This is a genomic window from Thermomonospora echinospora, from assembly GCF_900108175.1.
Taxonomy (GTDB): domain Bacteria; phylum Actinomycetota; class Actinomycetes; order Streptosporangiales; family Streptosporangiaceae; genus Thermomonospora; species Thermomonospora echinospora.
Map to the genome: position 1 here is coordinate 176,575 of NZ_FNVO01000010.1, position 22,902 is coordinate 199,476.

At 72.4% G+C, this 22,902-nt stretch carries 12 protein-coding genes; 4 read left to right on the plus strand and 8 right to left on the minus strand.

Annotated elements, in window-relative coordinates; translation table 11 throughout:
- Window positions 1–22 precede the first annotated feature (22 nt).
- Window positions 23–757 (plus strand): YqeB family protein, encoded by a 735-nt coding sequence (locus C4U03_RS22740; RefSeq protein WP_103939877.1) that lies wholly within the window; start codon window positions 23–25, stop codon window positions 755–757.
- A gap of 25 nt (window positions 758–782) precedes the next feature.
- Here C4U03_RS22740 and C4U03_RS22745 read toward each other — a convergent pair whose 3' ends face one another.
- Entirely contained in the window at window positions 783–2,123 is a 1,341-nt protein-coding gene (locus C4U03_RS22745; RefSeq protein ID WP_103939878.1) for a salicylate synthase, read from the minus strand.
- 138 nt (window positions 2,124–2,261) lie between these two features.
- Here C4U03_RS22745 and C4U03_RS22750 point away from each other — a divergent pair, with 138 nt between their 5' ends.
- Window positions 2,262–14,651 carry a non-ribosomal peptide synthetase gene (locus tag C4U03_RS22750; protein ID WP_146087475.1) on the plus strand — a complete coding sequence of 4,130 codons (12,390 nt, stop codon included), beginning with the start codon at window positions 2,262–2,264 and terminating at the stop codon, window positions 14,649–14,651.
- Between the two features lie 178 nt (window positions 14,652–14,829).
- Entirely contained in the window at window positions 14,830–15,591 is a 762-nt protein-coding gene (locus C4U03_RS22755; RefSeq protein ID WP_200827399.1) for a sulfite exporter TauE/SafE family protein, read from the plus strand.
- Between the two features lie 145 nt (window positions 15,592–15,736).
- Here the strand turns inward: C4U03_RS22755 and C4U03_RS42860 are convergent, their stop codons facing one another.
- Together C4U03_RS42860 and C4U03_RS22765 are read right to left on the minus strand one after the other, a co-directional pair.
- Window positions 15,737–16,054 (minus strand): DUF397 domain-containing protein, encoded by a 318-nt coding sequence (locus C4U03_RS42860; protein WP_103939881.1) that lies wholly within the window; start codon window positions 16,052–16,054, stop codon window positions 15,737–15,739.
- On the minus strand, window positions 16,051–16,860 hold the full coding sequence (locus tag C4U03_RS22765; protein ID WP_103939882.1) for a helix-turn-helix domain-containing protein: 810 nt from the start codon (window positions 16,858–16,860) through the stop codon (window positions 16,051–16,053). The genes C4U03_RS42860 and C4U03_RS22765 overlap by 4 nt, the downstream gene beginning before the upstream one ends.
- Window positions 16,861–16,958: 98 nt before the next feature.
- Between C4U03_RS22765 and C4U03_RS22770 the strand changes: the two genes are divergently transcribed.
- Entirely contained in the window at window positions 16,959–17,288 is a 330-nt protein-coding gene (locus C4U03_RS22770; protein WP_103939883.1) for a hypothetical protein, read from the plus strand.
- A 540-nt stretch (window positions 17,289–17,828) separates the two neighbouring features.
- Here C4U03_RS22770 and C4U03_RS22775 read toward each other — a convergent pair.
- The 5 genes from C4U03_RS22775 to C4U03_RS22795 form a co-directional block, all read right to left on the minus strand.
- The gene (locus tag C4U03_RS22775; RefSeq protein ID WP_160147065.1) at window positions 17,829–18,869 is read right to left on the minus strand and encodes an extracellular catalytic domain type 1 short-chain-length polyhydroxyalkanoate depolymerase; all 1,041 of its coding nucleotides are present in this window, start codon (window positions 18,867–18,869) and stop codon (window positions 17,829–17,831) included.
- Between the two features lie 268 nt (window positions 18,870–19,137).
- On the minus strand, window positions 19,138–20,019 hold the full coding sequence (locus tag C4U03_RS22780) for a TauD/TfdA dioxygenase family protein (RefSeq protein ID WP_103939885.1): 882 nt from the start codon (window positions 20,017–20,019) through the stop codon (window positions 19,138–19,140).
- A gap of 45 nt (window positions 20,020–20,064) precedes the next feature.
- A complete protein-coding gene (locus tag C4U03_RS22785) occupies window positions 20,065–20,901 on the minus strand; it encodes an ABC transporter permease (RefSeq protein ID WP_103939886.1) in 837 nt (278 codons plus the stop codon).
- On the minus strand, window positions 20,898–21,728 hold the full coding sequence (locus C4U03_RS22790) for an ABC transporter ATP-binding protein (protein ID WP_235018053.1): 831 nt from the start codon (window positions 21,726–21,728) through the stop codon (window positions 20,898–20,900). Before C4U03_RS22790 ends, C4U03_RS22785 begins: the two co-directional genes overlap by 4 nt.
- Window positions 21,725–22,741, minus strand: a complete 1,017-nt coding sequence (locus tag C4U03_RS22795; RefSeq protein ID WP_103939887.1) for a taurine ABC transporter substrate-binding protein — start codon at window positions 22,739–22,741, stop codon at window positions 21,725–21,727. The genes C4U03_RS22790 and C4U03_RS22795 overlap by 4 nt, the downstream gene beginning before the upstream one ends.
- Window positions 22,742–22,902: the final 161 nt, after the last annotated feature.

Sequence of the window (22,902 nt, forward strand, 5' to 3'; positions counted from 1 at the left end):
CGTATGGACTTCAGGATGGGTCATGGCCGCCAAGCCCGTTGACGGGGTGACCGTGGTACGGCGCGAGCGGTGGGAACGCGCCCTGGTGTGGGTCGGGCTTCCGCTCGCCGGGGCGGTGCTGGGCTGGCTGGTGTGGGCGCTGGCCGGGTGGGTGGCGTCGCTGCGGGGGCTGCCGATGCGCGGGCCGTTCAAGGCGATCGACGCGCTGCCCGAACCGGCGGCCCTGCTCGGCTGTCTGGCGGTCGGCGTGGTGCTGGGCGCGGTGTTCGCCGCCGTGGCCGAGAGCGAGTACGTGACGGTGGCCGTGTCGGACGACGAGGTCGTCTGCACCCGGGGCGGCGACTCGCAGACCGTGCCCCGGGCCGAGGTCAGCGGTGTGTTCGTGGACGACGGACGACTGGTGCTGCTCGGGCACGAGGCGCAGGAACTCGCCGTCCACAGCGCCCGGGAGGGCGCCGACCTGCCGCCCACCGGACGACTCGCCGACGCCTTCACGGCCCACGGCTACCCGTGGCTGCCCGGCGGCGATCCGTATCAGGACCGGTACCGGCGCTGGGTGCCGGACATGCCGGGCCTGCCGCTCGGTGCCGACGCGCTGCTCAGAGCCCGGGATCGGGCGCTGAGCAGCGGCGACAAGGAAGAGTCCGCACAGTTGCGCGGTGAACTGGGCCGCCTCGGCGTCGTCGTCCGCGAGGACGGGAAGAAACGCCAGTTTTGGCGTACCACCCGGCAGTCCCTCGATCCGCAGGACCGGTGACGCCCGGCTCGGCGTACGGTGCCTGTCAGGGCAGGGGGACGATGTGGGGGGCGACGCTGGAGAGCTTCTCGCAGGTCTCCTCGTACTCGCGGTCGGGGGTCGAGCCGGTGACGATGCCGGCGCCGGCGCGCAGCCAGGCCCGGCCGCCCTCGCTGTAGAGGGCGCGCAGGACGAGGGCGGCGTCCAGGGCGCCGTCGTGGGTGAGGGTTAGGACGGCGCCCGAGTACAGGCCGCGGGGCTCGTCCAGGCGGGTGATGGCGTCGACGGCCTCGGCCTTGGGGATGCCGGAGGCGGTGACCGCGGGGAAGAGTGCCTCGAAGGCGTCCCAGCAGGTACGGCCCGGGGCGAGACGGCCGTGGACGCTGGAGCCCAGGTGCTGCACGCTGCCGCGTTCCTTGACCGTCATGAAGCCGGTGACCTGCACCGTGTCGGGCGCGCAGACCCCGTACAGCTCCTCCTGGGAGGTGCGGACGGACACCGCGTGCTCGAAGATCTCCTTCGGGTCGTTCTCCAACTCGCGCCGCCTGGCCTCGTCGGCGCCGACGCCGAGGCCGAACGCGCGGGTGCCGGCCAGCGGCTGGGTCATCACCATGCCGTCGGCGTCCACCCGGGCCACCACCTCGGGGCTGAAGCCGGTGGCCTGGAAGCCGCCCAGGTCGAGCAGGAACGAGCGGGCCGGGGTGTTGGCGGCGCGGCCGGCCAGGTACGTCCCGGTCACGTCCACCGGGAAGCCGATGGGCAGCCGCCGGGAGACGATGACCTTCTGGTAGAGCCCGGCGCCGATCTCGTCGAGGGCCTTGGCGACGCGGGCCCGGTAGTCGTCCTCGACCCGTACGTCCACCGGGGAGGGGACGGGCGCCGGCAGCGGTGCCGGGTCGGCCAGCAGCTTGCCGACCTGCTCGGCCTCGGTGGCGTCCACGCTGGTCACCACGGCGCGTCCGGACTCGATCCGCACCTCGGTACGGGGAACGATGAAGTGGGCCAGCCGTCCTGGTGCCGCGGCCGCGGTCTCGTGGCGGGCGAACTCGAAGGCGACCCAGCCGTAGGCGTTCCAGGCAGGCCAGGGGGCGCCTGCGAAGGCGGCTTGGAGCGCGGCGGCCGGACGTCCCGACCAGGGGCGCGCGTCCTCGGGACGGTCCGCCCAGCGGGTGCGGACCGTCGCGGGCTCAAGGACCACCTCGCCGAGCGCGCCTCCCGCAAACGTCCAGCTCCCGGGCCGTTCGTAGACCACCAGGTCCTCGAAGAGCCCCGATCCCGCCAGCCTGGTCATCAGATGCAGGGGGTCGGACGCGACCTCCACCTCCAGCTCGACCACCGGCTCGCCCGCTTTCCGGCGGATCTCATCCGTGCGCACACCGAATGACACAGCACCCATCCTCTGCCGGATCGGATGACTCCCGATCAACTTAGGTAAGGCTAACCTTGTGTCATTTTCGTAGGCAAGGCTAACCTAACCAGCGTTGTCGACGGGGTGCCCGAGCGGGCCACAACGAAAGAGTTGAGGGTGCAGGAGCAGACGGCGGCACGACGGCGAGAACTGATGCGGCGGATGATGGCCGAGGCGGGCCTCGGCCAGGACACCTCACGGATCGCGCCCCGGGGCTCTGACGGCCCCGCCCCCCTTTCCTACGCGCAGCAGAGCATGTGGCTGCACCACCGGACGTTCCCCGACAGCCCCGCCTACAACGTGTGCCTGCTGGTACGCATGTCCGGCGCGCTGGACGCGGACGCCCTGCGCGAGGCCCTGCGCGGCCTCATCCACCGCCACGCGATCCTCCGCACCACCTACGCCGACGGCCCGGTCCAGCACGTCCACGACGACGCCTCCCTCAACCTGCCCCTAGTCGACTACCCGGACACAGGAGGAGCGGCCGGCGCCGGAACCGATCGCGTTAACGGCGTCACCAAAACGACCGGAGCCGGAACCGATCGCGTTGACGGCTTCGCCGGAGCGAACGGCGCCGTAAGCGCGGCCGGGGCGAACTCCGCCGGTCCGGTGCCCGAAGCCGCCGAGGAGTGGGCGCGGGCGCGGGCGGCGGAGCTTGCGGCGATGCCGTTCGACCTGCGAGTGGACCGGCCGATCCGGTTGGAACTGCTGCGGCTCGGGCCCGGTGAGCACGGGCTGGTGCTGGTCGTTCACCACATCGCGTGGGACGGCATGACCTGGGGGTCGCTGTCGCGGGACCTGTCGGCGCTCTACCGGGCCGCGCTGAGCGGTGAGCCGGACGGGCTGCCCTCGCCGCCCATCCAGTACGCCGACTACGCGGCCTGGGAGCAGGGGCGTCCGCTGGACTCCGAGGACCTGGCGTACTGGCGCAAGCGGCTCGACCCGCCCCCCGCGCCGCTCGACCTGCCCGCCGACCACCCCCGCGGCGCCACCGTGTCCGAACGGGGCGGACGCCGGGCCCGCCTCTTCGACGACGCGGTCACCGAGGGCATGCGCGACCTGGCCGCCCGGGAGAACGCCACCCCGTACATGGTGATGCTCGCCGCCTATGCCGTGCTGCTGCACCGCTACACCGGGGCCACCGACATCCCGATCGGCTCGGCCGTCATGAACCGGGAGCATGCCGAGATCCAGCGGCTGGTCGGCAACTTCGGCAACACGCTGGTGCTGCGCACCGACCTGTCCGGCGCGCCCACGTTCCGCCAGGCCCTGCACCGGGTGCGGCAGACCTGCACCGAGGGCTTCGCGCACCAGGCGCTGCCCTACGACAGGCTCGTCCAGGAGCTGCGGCCCGCCCGGCAGCGCGGCCGGTCGCCGTTCTTCGACACCATGCTGCTGTTCCTGGCCCAGGAGATCGGCGAGCTGGACCTGCCCGGCGTCACCACGGGCTGGACCCACATCCACAACGGCACCACCCACTTCGACCTGTCGCTGGAGGCGTTCGTCCGGTCGCAGGGCATGACCGTCGAGGCCACCTTCCGGCGCGAGCTGTTCGAGGACGAGCGCATCGACGCGCTGCTGGCCCACCTGGAGACGCTGCTGGGCCACGCCGTCACCGACCCCGACCGCCACATCACCGACCTCGACCTGCTGGATGCGGCCGAACTCCAGCGGCTGGAGACGTGGAACGCCACCGAGCGGGCGGTCCCTGCCACGACCGTCGTCGAGCTGTTCGAGGAGCAGGTCGCCCGTACTCCGCACGCCATCGCCGTGGAGAGCGAGTCGGGCACCCTCACCTACGAGGAGCTCGACCGGCGGGCCTCGGGCCTGGCCGCCCTGCTGCGCGCACGCGGCGCCGGGCCGGGCCGGGTCGTCGCGCTCGCCCTGCCGCGCACCGGCAACCTGGTGGTCGCGCTGCTGGCCGTACTGAAGTCCGGTGCCGCCTACCTTCCGCTCGACCTGGACCATCCGGCCGACCGGCTGGCCTACATGCTGGACGACGCCGGACCCCTGTGCACGATCGTCACGCCGGAGACCCGCGCGGTCCTGCCCGCCGACGCCGACGTGCTGGTGCTCGGCGACGAGATGCCCGCGCCGGTGCTGTCGCAGCCGGTCACCGGAGACGACCTGGCGTACGTCATCTACACCTCGGGCTCGACCGGACGCCCCAAGGGCGTGGCCATCCCGCACTCCGCGCTGGCCAACTTCCTGCTGATGCAGCGGGACGAGCTGGCCCTCGGCACCGGCGATCGGCTGGTGGCGGTGACGACCATCGCGTTCGACATCGCCGCGCTGGAGCTGTACGTACCGCTGATCAGCGGGGCCACCGTCGTGCTCGCCTCCCGCGCGGCGGTGCGCGACCCGGCCGCGCTGGCGGGCCTGCTCGCCGGCGCCACCATCGTGCAGGCCACTCCGTCGCTGCTGGGCTCGCTGGACCCGGCGGCGCTGGCGGGGCTGCGGGTGCTGGTCGGCGGCGAGGCGCTGCCCGCCGCGCTCGCCGAGACCCTGACGTCGGTCGCGGCACGGGCCACCAACGTGTACGGGCCGACCGAGGCGACGATCTGGGCGACCTCCGCCGAACTGCCGTCCGCGGGCATCGGCCGCCCGTTCTGGAACACCCGCGCCTACGTGCTGGACGCGTCGCTGCGTCCCGTGCCGCCCGGCGTGCCCGGTGAGCTGTACCTGGCGGGCGCCCAGCTCGCCCGCGGCTACGTCGGCCGTCCCGACCTGACCGCCGAACGGTTCGTCGCCGACCCGTTCGGCCCGCCGGGAACCCGCATGTACCGCACCGGCGACCTGGCCCGCTGGGGCCGCGACGGAACGCTGGAGTACCTGGGCCGCACCGACGACCAGGTGAAGATCCGCGGCTTCCGCATCGAGCCCGCCGAGGTACAGGCCGTGCTCGCCGCCCAGCCCGGAGTGGCGCAGGCCGCCGTCGTGGTCCGCGAGGACCGGCCCGGCGACAGGCGGCTGGTCGGCTACCTCGTACCCCGCGGGGACGCACCGAACGAGCTGGACGCGCCGGACGCACCGAACGGGCTGGACGCGCCGGGCGAGCTGGACGAGACGGCGCTGCGGGAGGCGCTGGCCCGGGTGCTGCCCGAGTACATGGTGCCGAGCGCGCTGGTCACGCTGGAGGCGCTGCCGCGCACCGTCAACGGCAAGCTCGATCGGGCCGCGCTGCCCGCCCCCGAGGTCGAGGTGTCCGGCCGCCGCCCCCGCGACGCCCGCGAGGCGGCGCTGTGCGACCTGTTCGCCGAAGTCCTCGGCGTCGAGGGCATCGGCATCGACGACGACTTCTTCGCCCTCGGCGGCCACTCCCTGCTGGCCACCAGGCTCGCCGGACGGATCCGCGCCGAACTCGACGCCGACCTCACCATCGCCGACGTCTTCGAGGCCCCCACGGTCGCCACCCTGGCCCCCCGCCTGGTCGAGGTCACCCGCACGCGCGTACGTGACGTGACCCGCCCCGAGACCGTCCCCGCCTCGGCGGCCCAACGCGGTCTCTGGCTGGAGGAACGCCTGCGCGGCCCCTCCGCGTCCTACGCCCTGCCGCTGGGTCTGCGCCTGCACGGCCCCATCGACCCCGAAGCCCTGCGCGCCGCGTTCAACGACGTGGTCACCCGTCACGAGGCCCTGCGCACCCTGCTGGTCGAAGGCCCCGACGGCCTGCCGATCCAGCACATCACCGAGCCCGATGCCGTCGTCTTCGAGGTGCAGGACGTCCGAGGACTGCCGACGGACCGGGCCGCCGAGGCCGAGGCGGAGGCGGCGCGGTACCGCTTCGACCTCGGCGCGGACCTGCCGATCCGGGCGACGCTGCTGCGGACGGCCGACGAGGAGTGGACGCTGCTGCTGCTCCAGCACCATGCCGCCGCCGACGAGTGGTCGTTCACCCCGCTGCTGGCCGACCTGTCCCGCGCCTACACCGCCAGGCTGGCCGGTGCCGCGCCGGACTGGGAGCCGCTGCCCGTCCAGTACGCCGAGTACGCGGTCTGGCATGCCGCGCAGGACCACTCCCACCAGCTCGACCACTGGGAGCAGGCGCTCGCCGGGCTGCCCGAGGAGACCGTCCTGCCGCTGGACCGGCCGCGCCCGGCCGAGGCGAGCCACCGGGGCGGGCTGGTGCCGTTCCGGCTGCCGCTGGACGGGGTGCGCGAGCTGGCCCGGCGGACCGGCACCAGCGTGTTCATGGTGCTGCACGCGGCGACGGCGGCGGTGCTGCGGCGAGCCGGCGCGGGCGACGACGTGGTGCTCGGCTCGCCCATCGCGGGCCGCACCGACGAGGACCTGGCCGACCTGGTCGGCGTGTTCGTCAACCTGCTGGTGCTGCGCGCCGACCTGTCCGGCGACCCGGCCTTCACCGAGTTGCTGGACCGTGTCCGCCGCACCGACCTGGCCGCCTTCGCCCATGCCGACGTGCCGTTCGAGCAGGTCGTGGAACGGCTGGCGCCGGAACGCTCGCTGGCCCGCAGCCCGCTGTTCCAGGTGATGATCGTCCACCAGCGCCTGGCGGACGTCCGGCTCGCCCTGCCCGGCGTACGGGCCGCGCCGTTCCTGCCCGAGACCGGCGGCGTCAAGTTCGACCTGGACGTCTACTTCGCCGAGGGCGACACCGAGGTCGAGGGCTTCGCCGCCTACGCCACCGACCTGTTCGACCCCGAGACCGTCACCGCCCTCCTCGACGACCTCGCCGAACTCCTCACCCGGGCGGCCGAGGACCCCACCCGCAGACTGTCGGCCCTCCTGCCGCCCCCCGCCCACCCCGACACCACCCGCGACTTCGGCTCCCGCACCGCCGCCGACCTGTTCGCCGAGCAGGCCACCCGCACCCCGGACGCGCCCGCCCTCATCATCCCCGCGCCGTCCGACCCGGACGAGCGCACCCGGACCGGCTCCGCTCGTCCGGCGGCGAGCACCGGGGCTGAGCCGGTGATGCGTGCGCCGGCCGCTGCGGGCGGGACCGCTTCGGCCGGGGAGACGATGATCAGTTACGCCGAACTGGACGCGTGGGCCGAGGCGCTGGCCGATCGGCTGGCGGCGGCGGGGGCCGGGCCGGAGCAGGTGGTGGCCATCGCGTTGCCGCGGTCGGCGGAGTTCGTGGTGGCGTTGCTGGCCGTGCTGAAGACGGGGGCGGCCTATCTGCCGATCGACGTGACGTACCCGCAGGCGCGGATCGACCACATGCTCAAGGTGGCCCGGCCGCTGCTGGTGCTGGGCCGGGACGAGCCGCCGGTGGACGCGCCGCCGCGCGGGCGGACCGAGGTCAGGCCGGAGCACCCGGCGTACGTCGTCTTCACCTCCGGGTCCACCGGGACGCCCAAGGCGGTCGCCGGCACCCAGCGGGCGCTGGCCAACCGGCTGGCCTGGGGCGCCGACCTGGCCGCGCCCGGCGTCCGGGTGGCCAAGAGCTCCCCGGCGTTCATCGACGGCACCACCGAACTGCTCGGCGGGCTCGTCGCCGGGGACGCGGTGGTGGTCGCCGACGACGCGACGGCGACGGACGCGGTCGCGCTGGCCGAGCTGATCGACCGGCACCGCGTACGCACCGTCACGGTCGTGCCGAGCCTGCTGGCGGCCCTGCTGGAGGCCGGGGACCTCGGCTCGGTGACCACCTGGATCAGCAGTGGCGAGGCGCTGCCCGCCGGGCTGGCCGAGCGGGTCCCGGCCCGGCTGGTCAACCTTTACGGCTGCTCGGAGGCGGCCGGGGACAGCCTGGTCGCCGAGGGCGCCGGGCCGCTGTTCCCGGTCGCCAACACCACCGCGTACGTGCTGGACGACGCGCTGCGCGAGGTGGCGGTCGGCGAGCTGTACCTGGCCGGGGACGGCCTGGCGCGCGGCTACCTCGGCGACCCCGCCCGTACCGCCGAACGGTTCGTCGCCGACCCGTTCGGCCCGCCCGGGTCGCGGCTCTACCGGACCGGCGACCGGGTGCGCCGCCGCCGTGACGGCGGGCTGGAGTTCCTGGGCCGGGCCGACGACCAGATCAAGATCCGGGGCTTCCGCATCGAGCCGGGCGAGATCGAGGCGGTGCTGGCCGCCCAGCCCGGCGTCCGCCAGGCCGCGGTGGCCGTCCACCCCGGCCCCCGCCTGGTCGGCTACGTGGTGGGCGACACCGACCCCGGCACGCTGCACGCCCGTCTCCGCGAACTGCTGCCCGACTATCTGGTCCCGTCCGACCTGGTCGCCCTGGACGCGCTGCCGCTCAACCCCAACGGCAAGGTCGACCGGCGCGCCCTCCCCGAGCCCGGTCGCCCGAGCCGGGGCAGGGCACCGCAGACCGAGGCCGAACGTGCCATCGCCGCCCTCTTCGCCGAGACCCTCGGCCGCGGGGACATCGGCGCCGACGACGACTTCTTCCGCATCGGCGGCGACAGCATCAGCGCCGCACTCCTGGTCGCCCGCGCCCGCCGCACCGGCCTGACCTTCACCGTCCGCGACGTCTTCCGCCTGCGCACCCCCGCCGCCCTCGTCCAGACCGCCACCGCCTCCGCCGTCGTGGACGCCGACGAGCCCGATGCCGCCCGTACGGCTGCGGCCGGCACCGGATCCGGCGGTGCCGTGTCGGCCGGTGCGCCCGCCGGATCCGTGGACGCGGAGGACGGCGGGGCCGAGCTGCCGCTGTCGCCGCTTCAGGAAGGGCTGCTGTTCCACCTGATGATGGCCGGTGAGGGCCGTGACATCTATGTGCAGCAGGCCGTGGTGACGCTGACCGGGGCGGTGGATCCGGTGCGGATGGCCGCGGCGGCGCGGCAGGTGCTGGAGAAGTTCCCCAACCTGCGGGCGGGGTTCCGCAGCGACGGGGCGCGCACCGTCCAGTTCGTCCCGGAGCGGTTCGAGGTGCCCTGGACGTATGCCGAGGTGGACGGGCCGCAGCAGTTGGAGGCGTTCGTGGAGGGGCAGCGGGCGCGGCCGTTCGTGCCCGACGAGCCGCCGCTGATCCGGTTCGGGCTGGCCCGGCTGGGCGAGCGCGACTTCCGGCTGGTGCTCACCTCGGAGCTGATCCTGCTGGACGGCTGGTCGGGCGGGCTGCTGGTCACCTCACTGCTGGAGTTCTACACCGACCCCGAGGCCGAACGGGCCCGCCCGGTGACCCCGTTCCGCGCCTACCTCGACTGGGTGGGCGGGCGCGACCGGCAGGCGGCGCTGGAGGCGTGGCGCCGCGCCCTCGACGGGTTCGACACCCCGGCGCTGCTCAAGCCCGAACTGCTGGACCGGCCCGCCGACCTGGTCACCGCCGCGGAGATCCACCGCGAGTTGCCGGACGGCCTGGCCGACCGGCTGGCCGCGCTCTCCCGCGACACCGGCATCACGCTCGGCACCGTCTACCAGGCCGCGTGGGGGCTGCTGCTGATGGCGCTCACCGGCCGCGACGACGTGGTCTTCGGCGTCTCGGTGTCGGGCCGGCACCCCGACGTGGACGGGGTGGAGTCCATCGTCGGCCTGCTGTTCAACACCGTTCCCGTCCGGGTGCAGGCCGGTCCGGCCGACTCGCCGGCGGCGGTGCTGGAACGGGTGCAGGACGCCCGGTCGGAGCTGTTCGACCACTCCCACGTCACGCTCACCGACGTGCAGCGGGCGACCGGGCTGGGCACGATGTTCGACACCCTGTTCGTCTTCCAGAACTTCCCCGGCATGCCCACCGGCCGGGGCTTCGGGCCGGACGGCGACGTACGGGTGCTGGGCCGGCAGGTCCGCGACGCCACCCACTACCCGATCACCATGGTCGCCGAGCCCGGCGCGGGTCTGCGGGTCATGTACCGGGGCGACGCGTTCACCGAGGCCGAGGCCGAGCGGCTCACCGACCGGTACGTGCGGATCCTCCAGGCCATCGCCGAAAGCCCCGGTACGCCCTGCCACCGCCTCGACCCGCTGCTGCCGGACGAGCACGAACGGCTCCGTCGGGACTGGGCCGAGGCCGAGCACCACGTCCCCGGCCTGACCATCGCCGAACTGCTGGCCGAACGGGCGCGGCAGATCCCCGACGAGCTCGCCCTGGTCTCCCAGCCCGACATACGGCTCACATACGCCGAGCTGAACGCCGAAGTCAACCGGCTGGCCCGGCTGCTGAAGGCGCACGGGGCCGGGCCGGAGAAGGTGGTGGCGCTCGCGCTGCCCCGCTCGGCGCGGATGGTGGTCGCGCTGTTCGCGGTGCTGCGGACCGGCGCCGCCTACCTGCCGCTGGAGCTGGACTACCCGGCTGACCGGCTGGACTACATGCTGGCCGACGCCGCCCCGTCCTGCCTGGTCTCGCACCGCGACATCGCCGCCGGGCTGACCTACGGCGGCCCGTCCGTACTGCTGGACGACCCTGGGACGGCGGAGCGGCTGGCGGGGCTGCCGGGCGCCGACCTGACCGACGACGAGCTGCCCGGCTTCGGGCGGGACGTGCCCGGACGGCTGGACCACCCCGCCTACGTCATCTACACCTCCGGCTCCACCGGCCGGCCCAAGGGCGTGGTCACCCCCTACCGGGGCCTGACCAACATGCAGTTCAACCACCGCGCCAACATCTTCGACCCGGTGGTGGCGTCGGCCGCCGGGAGGCCGGCCGGGGCGGGTCGGCCGGGGGAGAAACGGCGGCTGCGGATCGCGCACACCGTCTCGTTCTCCTTCGACATGTCGTGGGAGGAACTGCTGTGGCTGATCGAGGGCCACGAGGTGCACGTCTGTGACGAGGAGTTGCGGCGCGACGCCGAGGCGCTGACCGCCTACCTGCAACGCCACCGGATCGACGTCATCAACGTGACGCCCACCTACGCGCAGCAACTCCTGGAGGAAGGACTGCTGGACGGGGAGCACCGGCCGCCGCTGGTGCTGCTGGGCGGCGAGGCCGTCCCAGTGTCGGTGTGGGACCGGCTGGCGCAGGCCGACGGGGTCCTCGGCTACAACCTGTACGGGCCGACCGAGTACACCATCAACACCCTCGGCGGCGGCACCGAGGACAGCGCCACCCCCACGGTCGGCAAGCCCATCTGGAACACCCGCGGCTATGTGCTCGACACCTGGCTGCGTCCCGTCCCCCCGGGCACCCCGGGCGAGCTCTACATCACCGGGGCCGGTCTGGCCCGCGGCTACCTCGGCCGGCCCGACCTGACCGCCGAACGGTTCGTGGCCGACCCGTTCTCCTCCTCCGGCGGACGCATGTACCGCACCGGCGACCTGGTCCGGGTCCGCGAGGACGGCAACATCGACTTCCTCGGCCGTACCGACGACCAGGTGAAGATCCGCGGCTACCGGGTGGAGCTGGAGGAGGTCGAGGCGGCGCTGGCGGCCGAGCCCGGTGTCGGGCAGGCCGCCGTGGTGGCGGCCGACACCGACGTGCCCGGGGTGAAGCGGCTGGTCGGCTACGTGGTGCCGGACGGCGTGGCCCGGCCCGGCGCCGAGGACGAGCAGCTCGACGAGTGGCGGCAGATCTACGACGACGAGTACACCGAGGTCGGCACGGCCGTCCAGGTGGAGGAGTTCGCCGGCTGGGCCAGCAGCTACGACGGCGACCCGATCCCGCCGGAGCACATGCGCGAGTGGCGGCGGACCACCGTCGCCCGCATCGAGGCCCTCAAGCCCCGGAACCTGCTGGAGATCGGAGTCGGCACCGGCCTGCTGCTGTCCAGGCTGGCCCCACAGTGCGAGAGCTACTGGGGCACCGACTTCGCCGCCCCCGTCATCGCCAAGCTGAAGGCCGACATCGACCCGTCCTGGCCGGTGACGCTGCACTGCCGGCCCGCCCACGACTTCGACGGGCTGCCCGCCGGCTTCTTCGACACCATCGTCATCAACTCGGTGGTGCAGTACTTCCCCAGCGCCGACTACCTGGCCGACGTGATCGCCAAGGCCATGGACCTGCTGGTCCCCGGCGGCACGCTGTTCCTCGGGGACGTCCGCGACCTGCGCTCGGCCCGCTGCTTCCACGCCGCCATCCAGCTCGGCCGCGGCGGCGGCGACCTGGCGTCCATCGACCGCGCCGTCCGCATGGAGAAGGAACTCCTCCTCGACCCCGCCTTCTTCACGGCCCTGCCCGGCCCGGCCCGTGTCGAGGTACGGACCAAGCGCGGCGTCCACCACAACGAGCTGACCCGCCACCGCTACGACGTCACCCTCCACAAACCCGCCCACGACCAGGGATCACCTGGCCGGTTCGCCGATGACACGCCTGTCGTGGAGTGGGCCGGGCTGGACGACCTGACGGCGCGGCTGCCCGGGCGGCTGCGGGTGCGGGGGATTCCCGACCCCCGGGTGTCGGGTGAGGTCGCGGCGCTGCGGGCGTTGGAGAACGGGGCGTCCTCCGAGGAGGCGCGCGAGCTGTTGCAGGCGCCGCCGCAAGGGGTCGAGCCCGAGGTCCTGTACGAGCTGGACCCCGAGGTGGTCACCACGCCCTCGGACGTGGTGGGCTGCTATGACGCGGTGTTCGGCGGGGGAACGGCGTACCTGCCGGCCGTTGCGGGCCGTGCGTACGCCAACAACCCGGCGGCGGCCCGCGACCACGGGGTGCTGGCCGCCCGGGTGCGCGAGGGGCTGAAGGCGAAGCTGCCCGGCTACATGGTGCCGAGCGTGATCATGACGTTGGACGCGCTGCCGCTGACCGTCAACGGCAAGCTCGACCGGCGCGCCCTGCCCTCGCCGGACCAGGGCGGCGGCGGCCCGCGAGGCACCGGCCGCGCCCCCCGGACCCCGGTCGAACGGCTGCTGTGCACGCTGTTCGCCGAGGTGCTGGAGGCGTCCGAGGTCGGCATCGACGACGACTTCTTCGAGCTGGGCGGGCACTCGCTGCTGGCGACCCGGCTGGTCGGCCGGGCCCGGACGGTGCTGCGCGGCGAGCTGGCCATCCGGGACCTGTTCGAGGCGCCGACCGTGGCCGAGCTGGCCGCCCGGGTACACGGCCGGGCCGCCGCCGAGCAGCGGCCCGCCCTGGCGCCCCGGCCGCGGCCCGAGCGCGTTCCGCTGTCGTTCGCGCAGCGCCGCCTGTGGCTGCTCGACCAGTTGCTGCGCGAGGACGACGGGCCGCGCCAGGCGTACCACCTGCCGCTGGCGGTGCACCTGCGCGGCGACCTGGATCTGGCCGCGCTGGAGGCGGCGATCTGGGACGTGACCGCCCGGCACGAGAGCCTGCGAACGGTCTTCGCCGAGCACGACGGCGCCCCGTACCAGCGCATCCTGCCGCCGGAGCGAGCCCGTCCGGCGCTGGAGGTCGCCACCTGCACGCCCGAGGAGTTCATCGCGCGGCCGTTCGACCTGGCCCGCGACATCCCGCTGCGGGTCGCGGTCTTCCGGACCGGTGAACGCGAGCACCTGCTGATGGCCGTGTTCCACCACATCGCCTTCGACGAATGGTCGTTCGGCCCGTTCGCCCAGGACGTCGCCCACGCCTATGCCGCACGGCTCGACGGCCGGGCGCCGGGCTGGGAGCCGCCGCCCGTCCAGTACGCCGACTACACGCTGTGGCAGCGCGAGCTGCTCGGCGACCCGCTCGACCCGGGCAGCCTGCACGCCCGCCAGCTCGCCTACTGGGCGCAGGCCCTGTCGGGCATCCCCGAGGAGATCCCGCTGCCGGTCGACCGGCCCCGGCCCGCCACGGTCGGCCAGCGCGGCGCGACCGTCACCCGCGACCTGTCCCCGTCCCTGGTGGAGGGGCTGCGGCGGATCGCGCGCAGCGGCGGGGCCAGCATGTTCATGGTCTGCCAGGCCGCCGTCGCCGCGCTGCTGCACCGGATGGGCGCGGGCGAGGACATCCCGCTGGGCAGCCCCGTCGCCGGGCGCACCGACGAGGCCGCGGGCTCGCTGGTCGGCTTCTTCGTCAACACGCTGGTGCTGCGCGCCGACGTGTCCGGCGACCCCTCGTTCGCCGACCTGGTGGGCCGCGTCCGTGAGGCCGATCTGGCGGGGCTGGCCAACCAGGACCTGCCGTTCGAGGCCCTGGTGGAGGCGCTGCGCCCCCGCCGGGTGCCCGGCCGCAACCCGCTGTTCCAGGTGATGGTCGGCTACGAGAACCAGGGCGCCGGCGACGTCCGCTTCCCCGGTCTGGAGCAGCGGGAGGCGCTGTTCGGGCCGGGTGCCGCCAAGTTCGACCTGGACTTCATCTTCCGGGAGACTCCCGGCGGCGGGCTGCGCCTGATCCTGGACTACTCGGCCGACCTGTTCGACGACCGGACGGCCGAGACCATGACGGCCGGCCTGCTCGACCTCATGGCGGCGGTGGCCTCCGACCCGGCCGCCCCGGTCGGCGCCCTGCCCTCGGCTCTCATCGCCCGAACGGTCACCGGCCCCGAGTCGGCCGCGGCGGCCCGCCGCGACGACGACCGGCAGGCGGTGCTGTGCCGCGTCTTCGCCGAGGTCCTGGGGGTGGACGCGGTAGGCCCTGACGACGACTTCTTCGACCTGGGCGGCCACTCCCTGCTGGCGATGAAGCTCGTACGGCGGATCCGCCAGGAACCCGGCTGCGAGAACGTCAAGGTCGCCACCCTCATGACGGCTCCCTCGGTGACCGGATTGCTGAACCGCCTGGGGTGATCTTCCCCCTCCCTCCATGCCTCGGCGGGAGTGCGGCGTCGAGGCATGGAGGGACTGGCTTCCTCCCCGGTAGGCGCGTCCGCTACGAGCCGCGCTGATCGCATGACAGTGTGTGATGGGTTCACTCATGTGGCGGGGAGGGAAGCGCCTTGGTGGACCGCCGAGCGCGGGGTGGGCCGTGGTTGTGACGGCCACGGCGGCGGTGGACCTGCCGTCCGTCATGCAGACGGTGCTGCTGGTCATGGCGGCCTTCGGCGCCGCGGTGCTGTCGGCGGTGACCGGCTTCGGCGGCGGGGTGCTGCTGCTGGCGGTCTGCATCGCCGTACTCGGCCCCCGCAACGCCGTCGTGGTGGTCACCATCGCCCAGCTGGCCAGCAACGGCGGCCGGGCGTGGTTCAACCGCGCCGAGATCGACTACCGGCTGGCCGGTGTCTTCTGCATCGGGGCCGTACCGGGTGCGGTGGGCGGGGCGCTGCTGCTGATATCCACGCCGGTGGACATCCTCGCCCGGATCATCGGCGGCTTCCTGCTGGCCATGGTGCTCTGGCGGCACCTGAGCCCGGCCACCGCCCGCGTGCCGGTTCCGGTGTTCGTGGGGGTGGGCGCGGTCGCGGGCGTCGGCTCGGGCCTGCTGGGCTCCCTCGGCCCCCTGGTCGCGCAACTCTTCCTGGCACGCGGCCTGGTACGCGGCGCCTACATCGGCACCGACGCCGCCGCCACGCTGATCATGCACGTCACCAAGCTCGTCGTCTACGCCGTCACCGCCGTGCTGAACGCCACCAACCTGCTGGTCGGCCTGGTGCTGGCCCCGTCCAGCATCGCCGGATCCTGGGCCGGCAAACAGATCGTCGACCGCATCTCGGCGACCGTCTTCGTCCTCATCGTCGAACTCGCCCTCGTGACGTTCGGCATAGCCCTACTGATCGGCGGCGAGCTGTGAGGGGACTGGATGGTCTTCGAGACGCCGGAGCGCGATGGTGCGTAGCGTTCACGCCCGGCCAGGACGGCGGCAGGCGTAGCTTCGTCCATGCCCCGCTACGTGGCTGAGAATGGCGGGATCTGCTCGGCCGTCAGGTAGCGCACGCTCACGCGTGACCCAGTCGGTCCAGCAGGTTGCGGTGGTCGCGGCCGGTCTCGTCGGCCAGGTCGAGCACATGGGCGGGTTCACGGCGCTGCCGGTACTCCTCCAGCGCGGTGACCAGCGGTCGGGCAGAGACGCTCAGTTCGTCTCGCTTCACGCGGGCCACGAGCGTGGCGAAGCTCTGGAGGGACAGGGAGAGGTGCCTGGCCTTGGGCGTCTTGCTGTCCCGCACGCCGATGCCTCCGGTGAGCCGGGTGAGTTCAACGCAATCAGACTGCGTCGATGTGCTGCCGCTGTAGCTGGACTTCCGCCATGTGATCATGAGAACCGCTCCATCACTTCGGTTAGCAGGCGCAGCGATGCGTCCTTGGGTAGTGCGACATCTCCGATGAGATCGAACCACACCCGATATGAGGCTATCTCGGTCGCATCCTGGACGAGGCGCCCTCCACCGTGCGCAGCGACGAAGACCGCATCCGAACCGTTCCGAGTCATGATCTTGAACGAGCCGTCTCGGCCGACATGGGCTCCCACGCCTTTGGGGACGATCCTGACCGTGACGTTGGGAAGGCGTGCTATCTCGATCAGGCGAGCGAGTTGCTCACGCATGATCTCGACGGAGCCGACGTGTTGGTCAATGACGCCCTGATCCAGGATCACCCACACCCTAGGCCTGGGCCTGCGCTGTAGGCACTCCTGGCGATTCAGACGCGCCTTGACGCCTTCCTCGACGTCCTCCACTCCCGCCGCCTCGAAGATGGCCCTGGCGTATTCCTCCGTCTGGAACAGGCCGGGCATCCACCCGAGCTCCCAGATCCGGAGTTCAGAGGCGTTGGCCTCCAGTTCGAGATGGACCGCGTACCACTCCGGATCGTGCCCCGCCTTGGCGAAGTTGACCAGGCGGGCGAAGAACCCTTCGGTGTCCCACGCCTTGTCGATCTTTTTGGCGTGCGTCGCCTGCAGTTTCGTATCCCCGGATTCAACACGTGCGACCAGCGACCGGTCTCGGTCGATGATCGCACCGACTGCGGCCAAGGACAGGCCGCGCTCGGTGCGCTGTCTGCGCAGTTCTAGCGCTATGAAGTCCCAGAGGTTGCCGTCTGGATCGAATCCGATTCTGGTGCGCATCGCCGCCCCGGTGTTGTTGAATTTGATGAAGTCTCCTAGTCAGGCTAACCCGCAACAGTCATGCTCGTCCTGAGAAAGCCGAAAGGACGGAGTGTGGAATGAGCTACGAAGGAAGGCACGCAGCAGGCAAATCCGACCAATCGGTACCGACCGGCGACAGGCGCACCTTCCTGGCGGTGCTGGATGAGGTCGTCCGGTCGCGGCCAGGGCTCGCGTGCGGGATCGTGACCCGGCAGGGCGTTCCCGTGCTGCACGTGATCAACGCCGAGATGCCGCGCTACGGCACCGAGGTCGGTGCCGACTTCGCCGATGGCGACTGGTGGTACACCTGGGCCGTGTCCGGTGACAGGATCGGGCCGGTCGGCGACGCGGAAGGTGCGCGGAACGCGCTCGTTCGCGCTCTGAAAGCGAACGGGTGGACGCGGTGATATTGGGGCCGGGAGAATTGGGGGAAATCGCTGCTTTTGTCGCCTCGTGCGGCGCGGTGTGCGCGACTTTCGGAGCCGTATTCGGTCCATCGGTCGCTCGCAGAGTTCTTTGTCTGCTCGGACGTAGATGAGACCCCTCCGGGCGTGCGGTGAGTGCGGCCCGAATCGTCCCCCCGAAAGCGGGCCGCGCAGGGAGGGGTGACCCCGTACGTCCGGAGGCGCAAGTTCCCCGGCCCGCCTTGAGGCGCGCGGGCGGGCCGGGGTTTCCAAGGTGCGGCGAACGGCCGCGGTGGCACGGCGAAGGAAGAGCGGCAGTGAGACGGCGTGAGGGAGGTCAGGTGGATGGCCCGCCGGTGCCCCGTACAGTCGCCTCCACGTCGTCGTGGAGCCGTTGTGCCGTCCGGAGGTGGGTCCGTCCGTGGCGTTGTCGAAAGGCGCCGGTGCTCAGGGACCTCAGTGAGGTCCCTGAGTACGGCAGGTTTCCATGGAGAGAGGCCAAGGGCTCGGGTCGTCGTTGAGGTGATGTTCCTCTGCGCTAGGTCAGGAGCCGAGGCCGAAGAAGTGGGAGGCGTAGTAGGGGCCGCAGAGGGAGTCGTGGCCTGAACCTCGGGAGCCGCAGTTCTGGATGCCGGTGCCGGGGTCGATGGGGGGCTCGTGGCCCATGCCGTCGATCAGGTAGGTCTCGACGCTGCCGTTGCCGTAGACGCTCTTGGTGACTCCGGGGGCCGGTGTCGTGGTGGACGTGGGGGTGCGGCCGAACCCGAACACGTTGGTCCACTGGTCGCGCTGGTAGTCCAGGGACCGCGGGCTGATCAGCCGGTCACTGCCGCCGTGCCAGATCTGCACGCGGGGACGCGGCCCGGAGTAGCCCGGGTAGGCGCTGCGGACCCGGTCGCCCCACTGCTGTGGCGTGGACCGGTTGAGCGGCCCCGAGCATTGGCCGAACAGTCCGGTGGTGAAGTAGGCGTCCTCGGTGTCGGCGCATCCGTACGCCATGCCGAAGAACACCGCGCCCGCCTTGAACACGTCCGGGTAGGCGGCGAGCATCACGTTGGTCGCCGCGCCGCCGCCGGAGTAGCCGGTGACGAAGACCCGTGAGGCGTCGGCCCCGTACTCGCGCTTCATGTGGTCGACCATCTGGATCACCGACCTGGCCTCACCGTTCCCCGCGCGGGTACGGTCCTCCGCGTTCCAGGCGCTGAAGCACTTGTGCGGGACGATGCCGCCGGAGCCGACGTTCTCCGGCTTCTGCTCGGGCATCACGAGGGTGAAGCCGTAGGCGTCGGCGTACTTGCGCCATCCGGTCGCGGTGTCCAGCCCGTTCGCCGAGCCGCCGCAGCCGTGGAACAGCACCACAACCGGTGCCCCCGACTGCCCGTTGGACGGGACGTAGGTGAACATCCGCAGGTTGCCGGGGTTGCTGCCGAAGCCGGTCACCTCTTGGAAACCGACGGCGGCCCGCGCTACGGGACCGCCGGCGAGCCATCCGCCGACGAACGCCGCCAGCGCGACCAGCAGTGCCACCACATTGCTCGGCCGAAGCCCGCGGGGCGCCGCGCCCCGCCCGGTGATTGCGTCCATGCCCGCAAGCGTCACCGCATACCGCGCCCCCGACATCAGGAAAATCACCGGCCTGGTCGAACTCGGCAGACACCGGGAGGAAACCGCCGGGGCGGAGGACGGCAAGGCGCCGAGGGGAAGTCCAAGCAGGTGACCGGGAGGAGCCGTCGTGTGCGACTCTCGGTGGGCCGAGCAGTGGGCCGCCCACTTGCCGTCCCTGTGGCCCGGTTGAGCCGGGCGTCAGGGCGGGGGTGGGCGGCCCACTGGTCGGTTCGTACGGCCGGGAGGACTAGGCGGCTTGGGCGGGGGTGTAGTGGGTGGCGTCGTCGCCTTCGATGATGTAGCTGGTCTCGCCCGTCACGCCGGCCGGGGCGTCGCCGGCGACGGTGACGCGGTGCAGGGTGCGGGGCTGGTCGCCGTAGTCGTCGGGGGCGTAGTGCTGGGTGATGCGGTTGTCGAACAGGACGAGGTCGCCCGGGGTCCACTGCACGCGCAGGATGTTCTCCGGGCGGGTGACGTAGGACTGCAGGATGCGCAGGATGTCGCGGGACTCGGAGTTCGACAGGCCGACGATCTTCTGGGCGAAGCCGCCGATGAACAGGCCCCGCTCGCCCGACTCCGGATGCACCCGGACCACCGGGTGCGCCGTCTGGTACCGGCGGGAGGTGAACGTCTGCCGGTATTCGACCGCCTTGTCGGTGTTGGTGCGGGGCAGCACGTAGTCGTAGTCGTTGGTGTGCACCGCCCACAGTCGGTCGGCGAACTCCCGCAGCGGGTCGGGCAGGTCGCGGTACGCGGCGGCGGAGTTGGCGATCAGGGTGTTGCCGCCGTAGGGCGGGACCACCAGGGCGCGCAGCGTGCTCAGCTTCGGCGGGGTGCGCACGAACGTGACGTCGGTGTGCCAGACGTTGGAGCGGATGCCCTCCTCCCCGTTCACCGGCAGGATGTCGGGCCGGCCCTCCACCGAGGGCACGGTCGGATGGGCTCGGGTCAGCTCGCCGAAGCGTTCGGCGAAGCGGAGCTGGCCCTCGTCGTCGAGGCCGGCGCCGCGGAAGACCAGCGCCTTGTGCTCCAGCAGTGCGTCGTTGACCTCGTCGAGGGGCAGCGCGTTGGGGTCGACGCCGGTGATCTCGGCGCCGATCCGGCCGCCGATGCGACGGAACTCGGACATGGACGTCCTCCTTGCAGGGTGACTCGCAGGGTGACTGGTAGGGGTTCAGCGGCGGACCGTCGGGTCGGCCAGCCGCAGCAGCAGGCGCAGCAGGCCGTCGAAGGCGAAGCCGAGTACGGCGATCTCGGCGATGCCGCTGAAGATCAGGGGGGTCTGCAGGTAGTTGCCGGCCTGCAGGATCAGGAAGCCGACGCCGCCGGTGGCGGCGATCATCTCGGCGGCGATGATGCTGGTCCAGGCGCCGCCCATGGCGATGCGCATACCGGTGATGACGCCCGGCACGGCGGCCCGCAGCCGTACGTGCAGCATCGTGTACACCGGGGAGGCGCCCAGACTGCGGCTGGCGTGCAGCAGCTCGGCGGGCACCGCGTCCAGCGCGCCCAGCGTCGCGATCGTCACGACCGGCAGGACGCCGAAGAAGATGAGCGCGACCTTGGAGACCTCGCCGATGCCGAACCACACCACCAGCAGCGGGATGAAGGCGATCGGCGGCAGCGGCCGCATGACGCCGATGAGCGGGTCGGCCAGCTCGCGGACCAGCCGCACTCCGGCCATCGACGCGCCGAGCAGCAGCCCCGCGACGGTGCCGAGGACGAACCCGGCCAGGATGCGGCCGGTGCTGATCAGCGCGTCCTCCACCAGCGTCTTGCCCTGGACCTCCGGGTATGGCGTGGACAGGTACTTGACGAAGGTGCGCGCGGTCTCCGGCACGGTGGGCAGGGTCACCGAGTCACCGATGAGCACCGCGGCGATCTGCCAGACCACCCCGGTCAGCGCCAGGGCCAGCACGCCCATCCAGACCCTGCGCCAGGAACGCCGCCGCCGGGGCGGCCGTACGCCGGTGACCGCGGAGACGGCCTGCGGCACCTCGGTGGCCGTCATCGTTCCAGCACCTCCCGGATGCGGCGCTTGGCGTTGACGAACTCCAGCGTCTCGGTGTCGTCATAGCTGCGCGGCCGCCGCAGGTCGATGTCGATGACGGCCTTGGTGCCGCCGGGCGGCCCGGACAGCACGCACACCCGGTCGCCCAGCAGGGTCGCCTCCTCGACGTCGTGGGTGACGAAGACGATGGTCATGCGCTGCTGCTGCCACAGCTCCAGCAGGAAGCGCTGCATGGCGGCCCGGGTGATGGCGTCCAGCGCCCCGAACGGCTCGTCCATGAGCAGCACGCCGGGCCGGTTGATGAGCACCCGGGCGAACGCGGCGCGATGCCGCATCCCGCCGGACAGCTCGTGCGGGTAGGCGTCCCGCGCGTCGGCGAGGCCGACCGTCTCCAGCAGCCGCTCGGCCTCCTCGTGGACCTGCGGGGTGAGCGTCCCGCGCGCCTTGGGGCCGTACAGCACGTTCTGCCAGGTGGTCAGCCAGGAGAACAGCATCGGGGTCTGGAACAGCACGCCTCGGTCGGGGCCGGGCCCGGTGACCGGTCGGCCGCCGACCAGGACTTCGCCGGAGTCGGCCGGTACGAACCCGGCCAGGATGTTGAGCAGGGTGGACTTGCCGCAGCCCGACGGCCCCAGCAGGCACAGGAACTCGCCCGGCTCGACGTCGAGGCTCACCCCGTCCAGCGCGGTGCGGCCGGGACGCCGCCGGCGGCTGAAGGTCTTGCTGACCTCGCGCAGCCGCACCCCGGCGGCGTCCGCCGGCTCCTGGTCGAGGAGGCGGCCGGACCCGGTGCCCACCACCGGGCGGCGCTGCCGCAAGAGGCTCACTTGCAGCCTCCCGCCTGGGCCTTGTCCCAGAACGTGGGGTCCACGTGCTCGGCGATCTGCTCGGTGCTGGGAACGGACTCGGCGCGGCCCTGGGCCACCAGGAACTCGGCGGTGAGCCGGAAGTTCTTGACGAGCCTGCCCGAGGCCGCCGTGCCGTCCGGCCCCTTGAGCCAGGAGGTCTCCTCGGCGGCCGGGATGTACGGGTAGCCCTTGGTGGCCTCCACCGAGTCCTCCGGCTTGACGCCGAGGAAGCGGGCGGCGGGCCTGATGTACTTCTCGCCGTCGGGGCCCTTGACCAGGGTCTGCGCCTTGGAGATCTGGCAGACGAGCTGCTGGACGACCTCGGGTTTCTGGCGGATGTAGGAGGAGGTGACGGCCAGCAGGTTGACGGCCGCGTACCCCTTCTCGGCGATCTCCGTGGAGCTCACCAGGACCCTGGCGCCGTGCCGCTTGAGCTCCAGCAGGAACGCCTGGCTGATGAAGACCGCGTCGATCTTCCCGGCCTTCCAGGCCGCCGCCTCGGCGGCCTCGCTGGCGAAGCTGGCGATCTCGACCTTGCCGGTGAGGTTCTGCTCCTTGAGCCAGCCGCGCAGCTGGAAGTCCAGGGTCGAGCCGACCAGCACGCCGACCTTGGTCAGGTCGGCCGGTGACTTGATGTTGTCGTGCACGGCCAGCCCGGACTGGTCCAGGCTCTCGGCGAAGACCACCCGTACGTCCGTGCCGCTGGTGAAGGCGCCCACGAACGGCGGGTTGCCCACGCCCGACACCACCGGGAACGCGCCGGCGCGGAGCTGGGCCATCCCGGCGACACCGCTGTCGATCGGCCGCAGCTCGATCCGGCCGGGGATCGCCGAGGCCAGGTCGTCGTTGGCGGCGACGACGGCCTCGGGTCCGGCGACCGCGCCCTGGAAGTAGCCGATCTTGAGGCTGTCGGCCGCGCCGCCGCCGGAGTTCGCGCAGCCTGCGGCGGTGAGGGCCAGGGCGATCCCGGCGGCGAGGGTTTTCTTGGGCATGACGGAAGTGCTCCTTGCAAAGGGGACGGCGTCGTCCTGGGGTGAGGGGTCCGGGCGCCTGCTCGGGGCGACGCCGGGACGGACCGAACGGGCGCGGAGCGATCGAGTCGATCGAGCGGACCGGGGACCGGGGACCGGACCGGAGGGACCGGACGGAAACG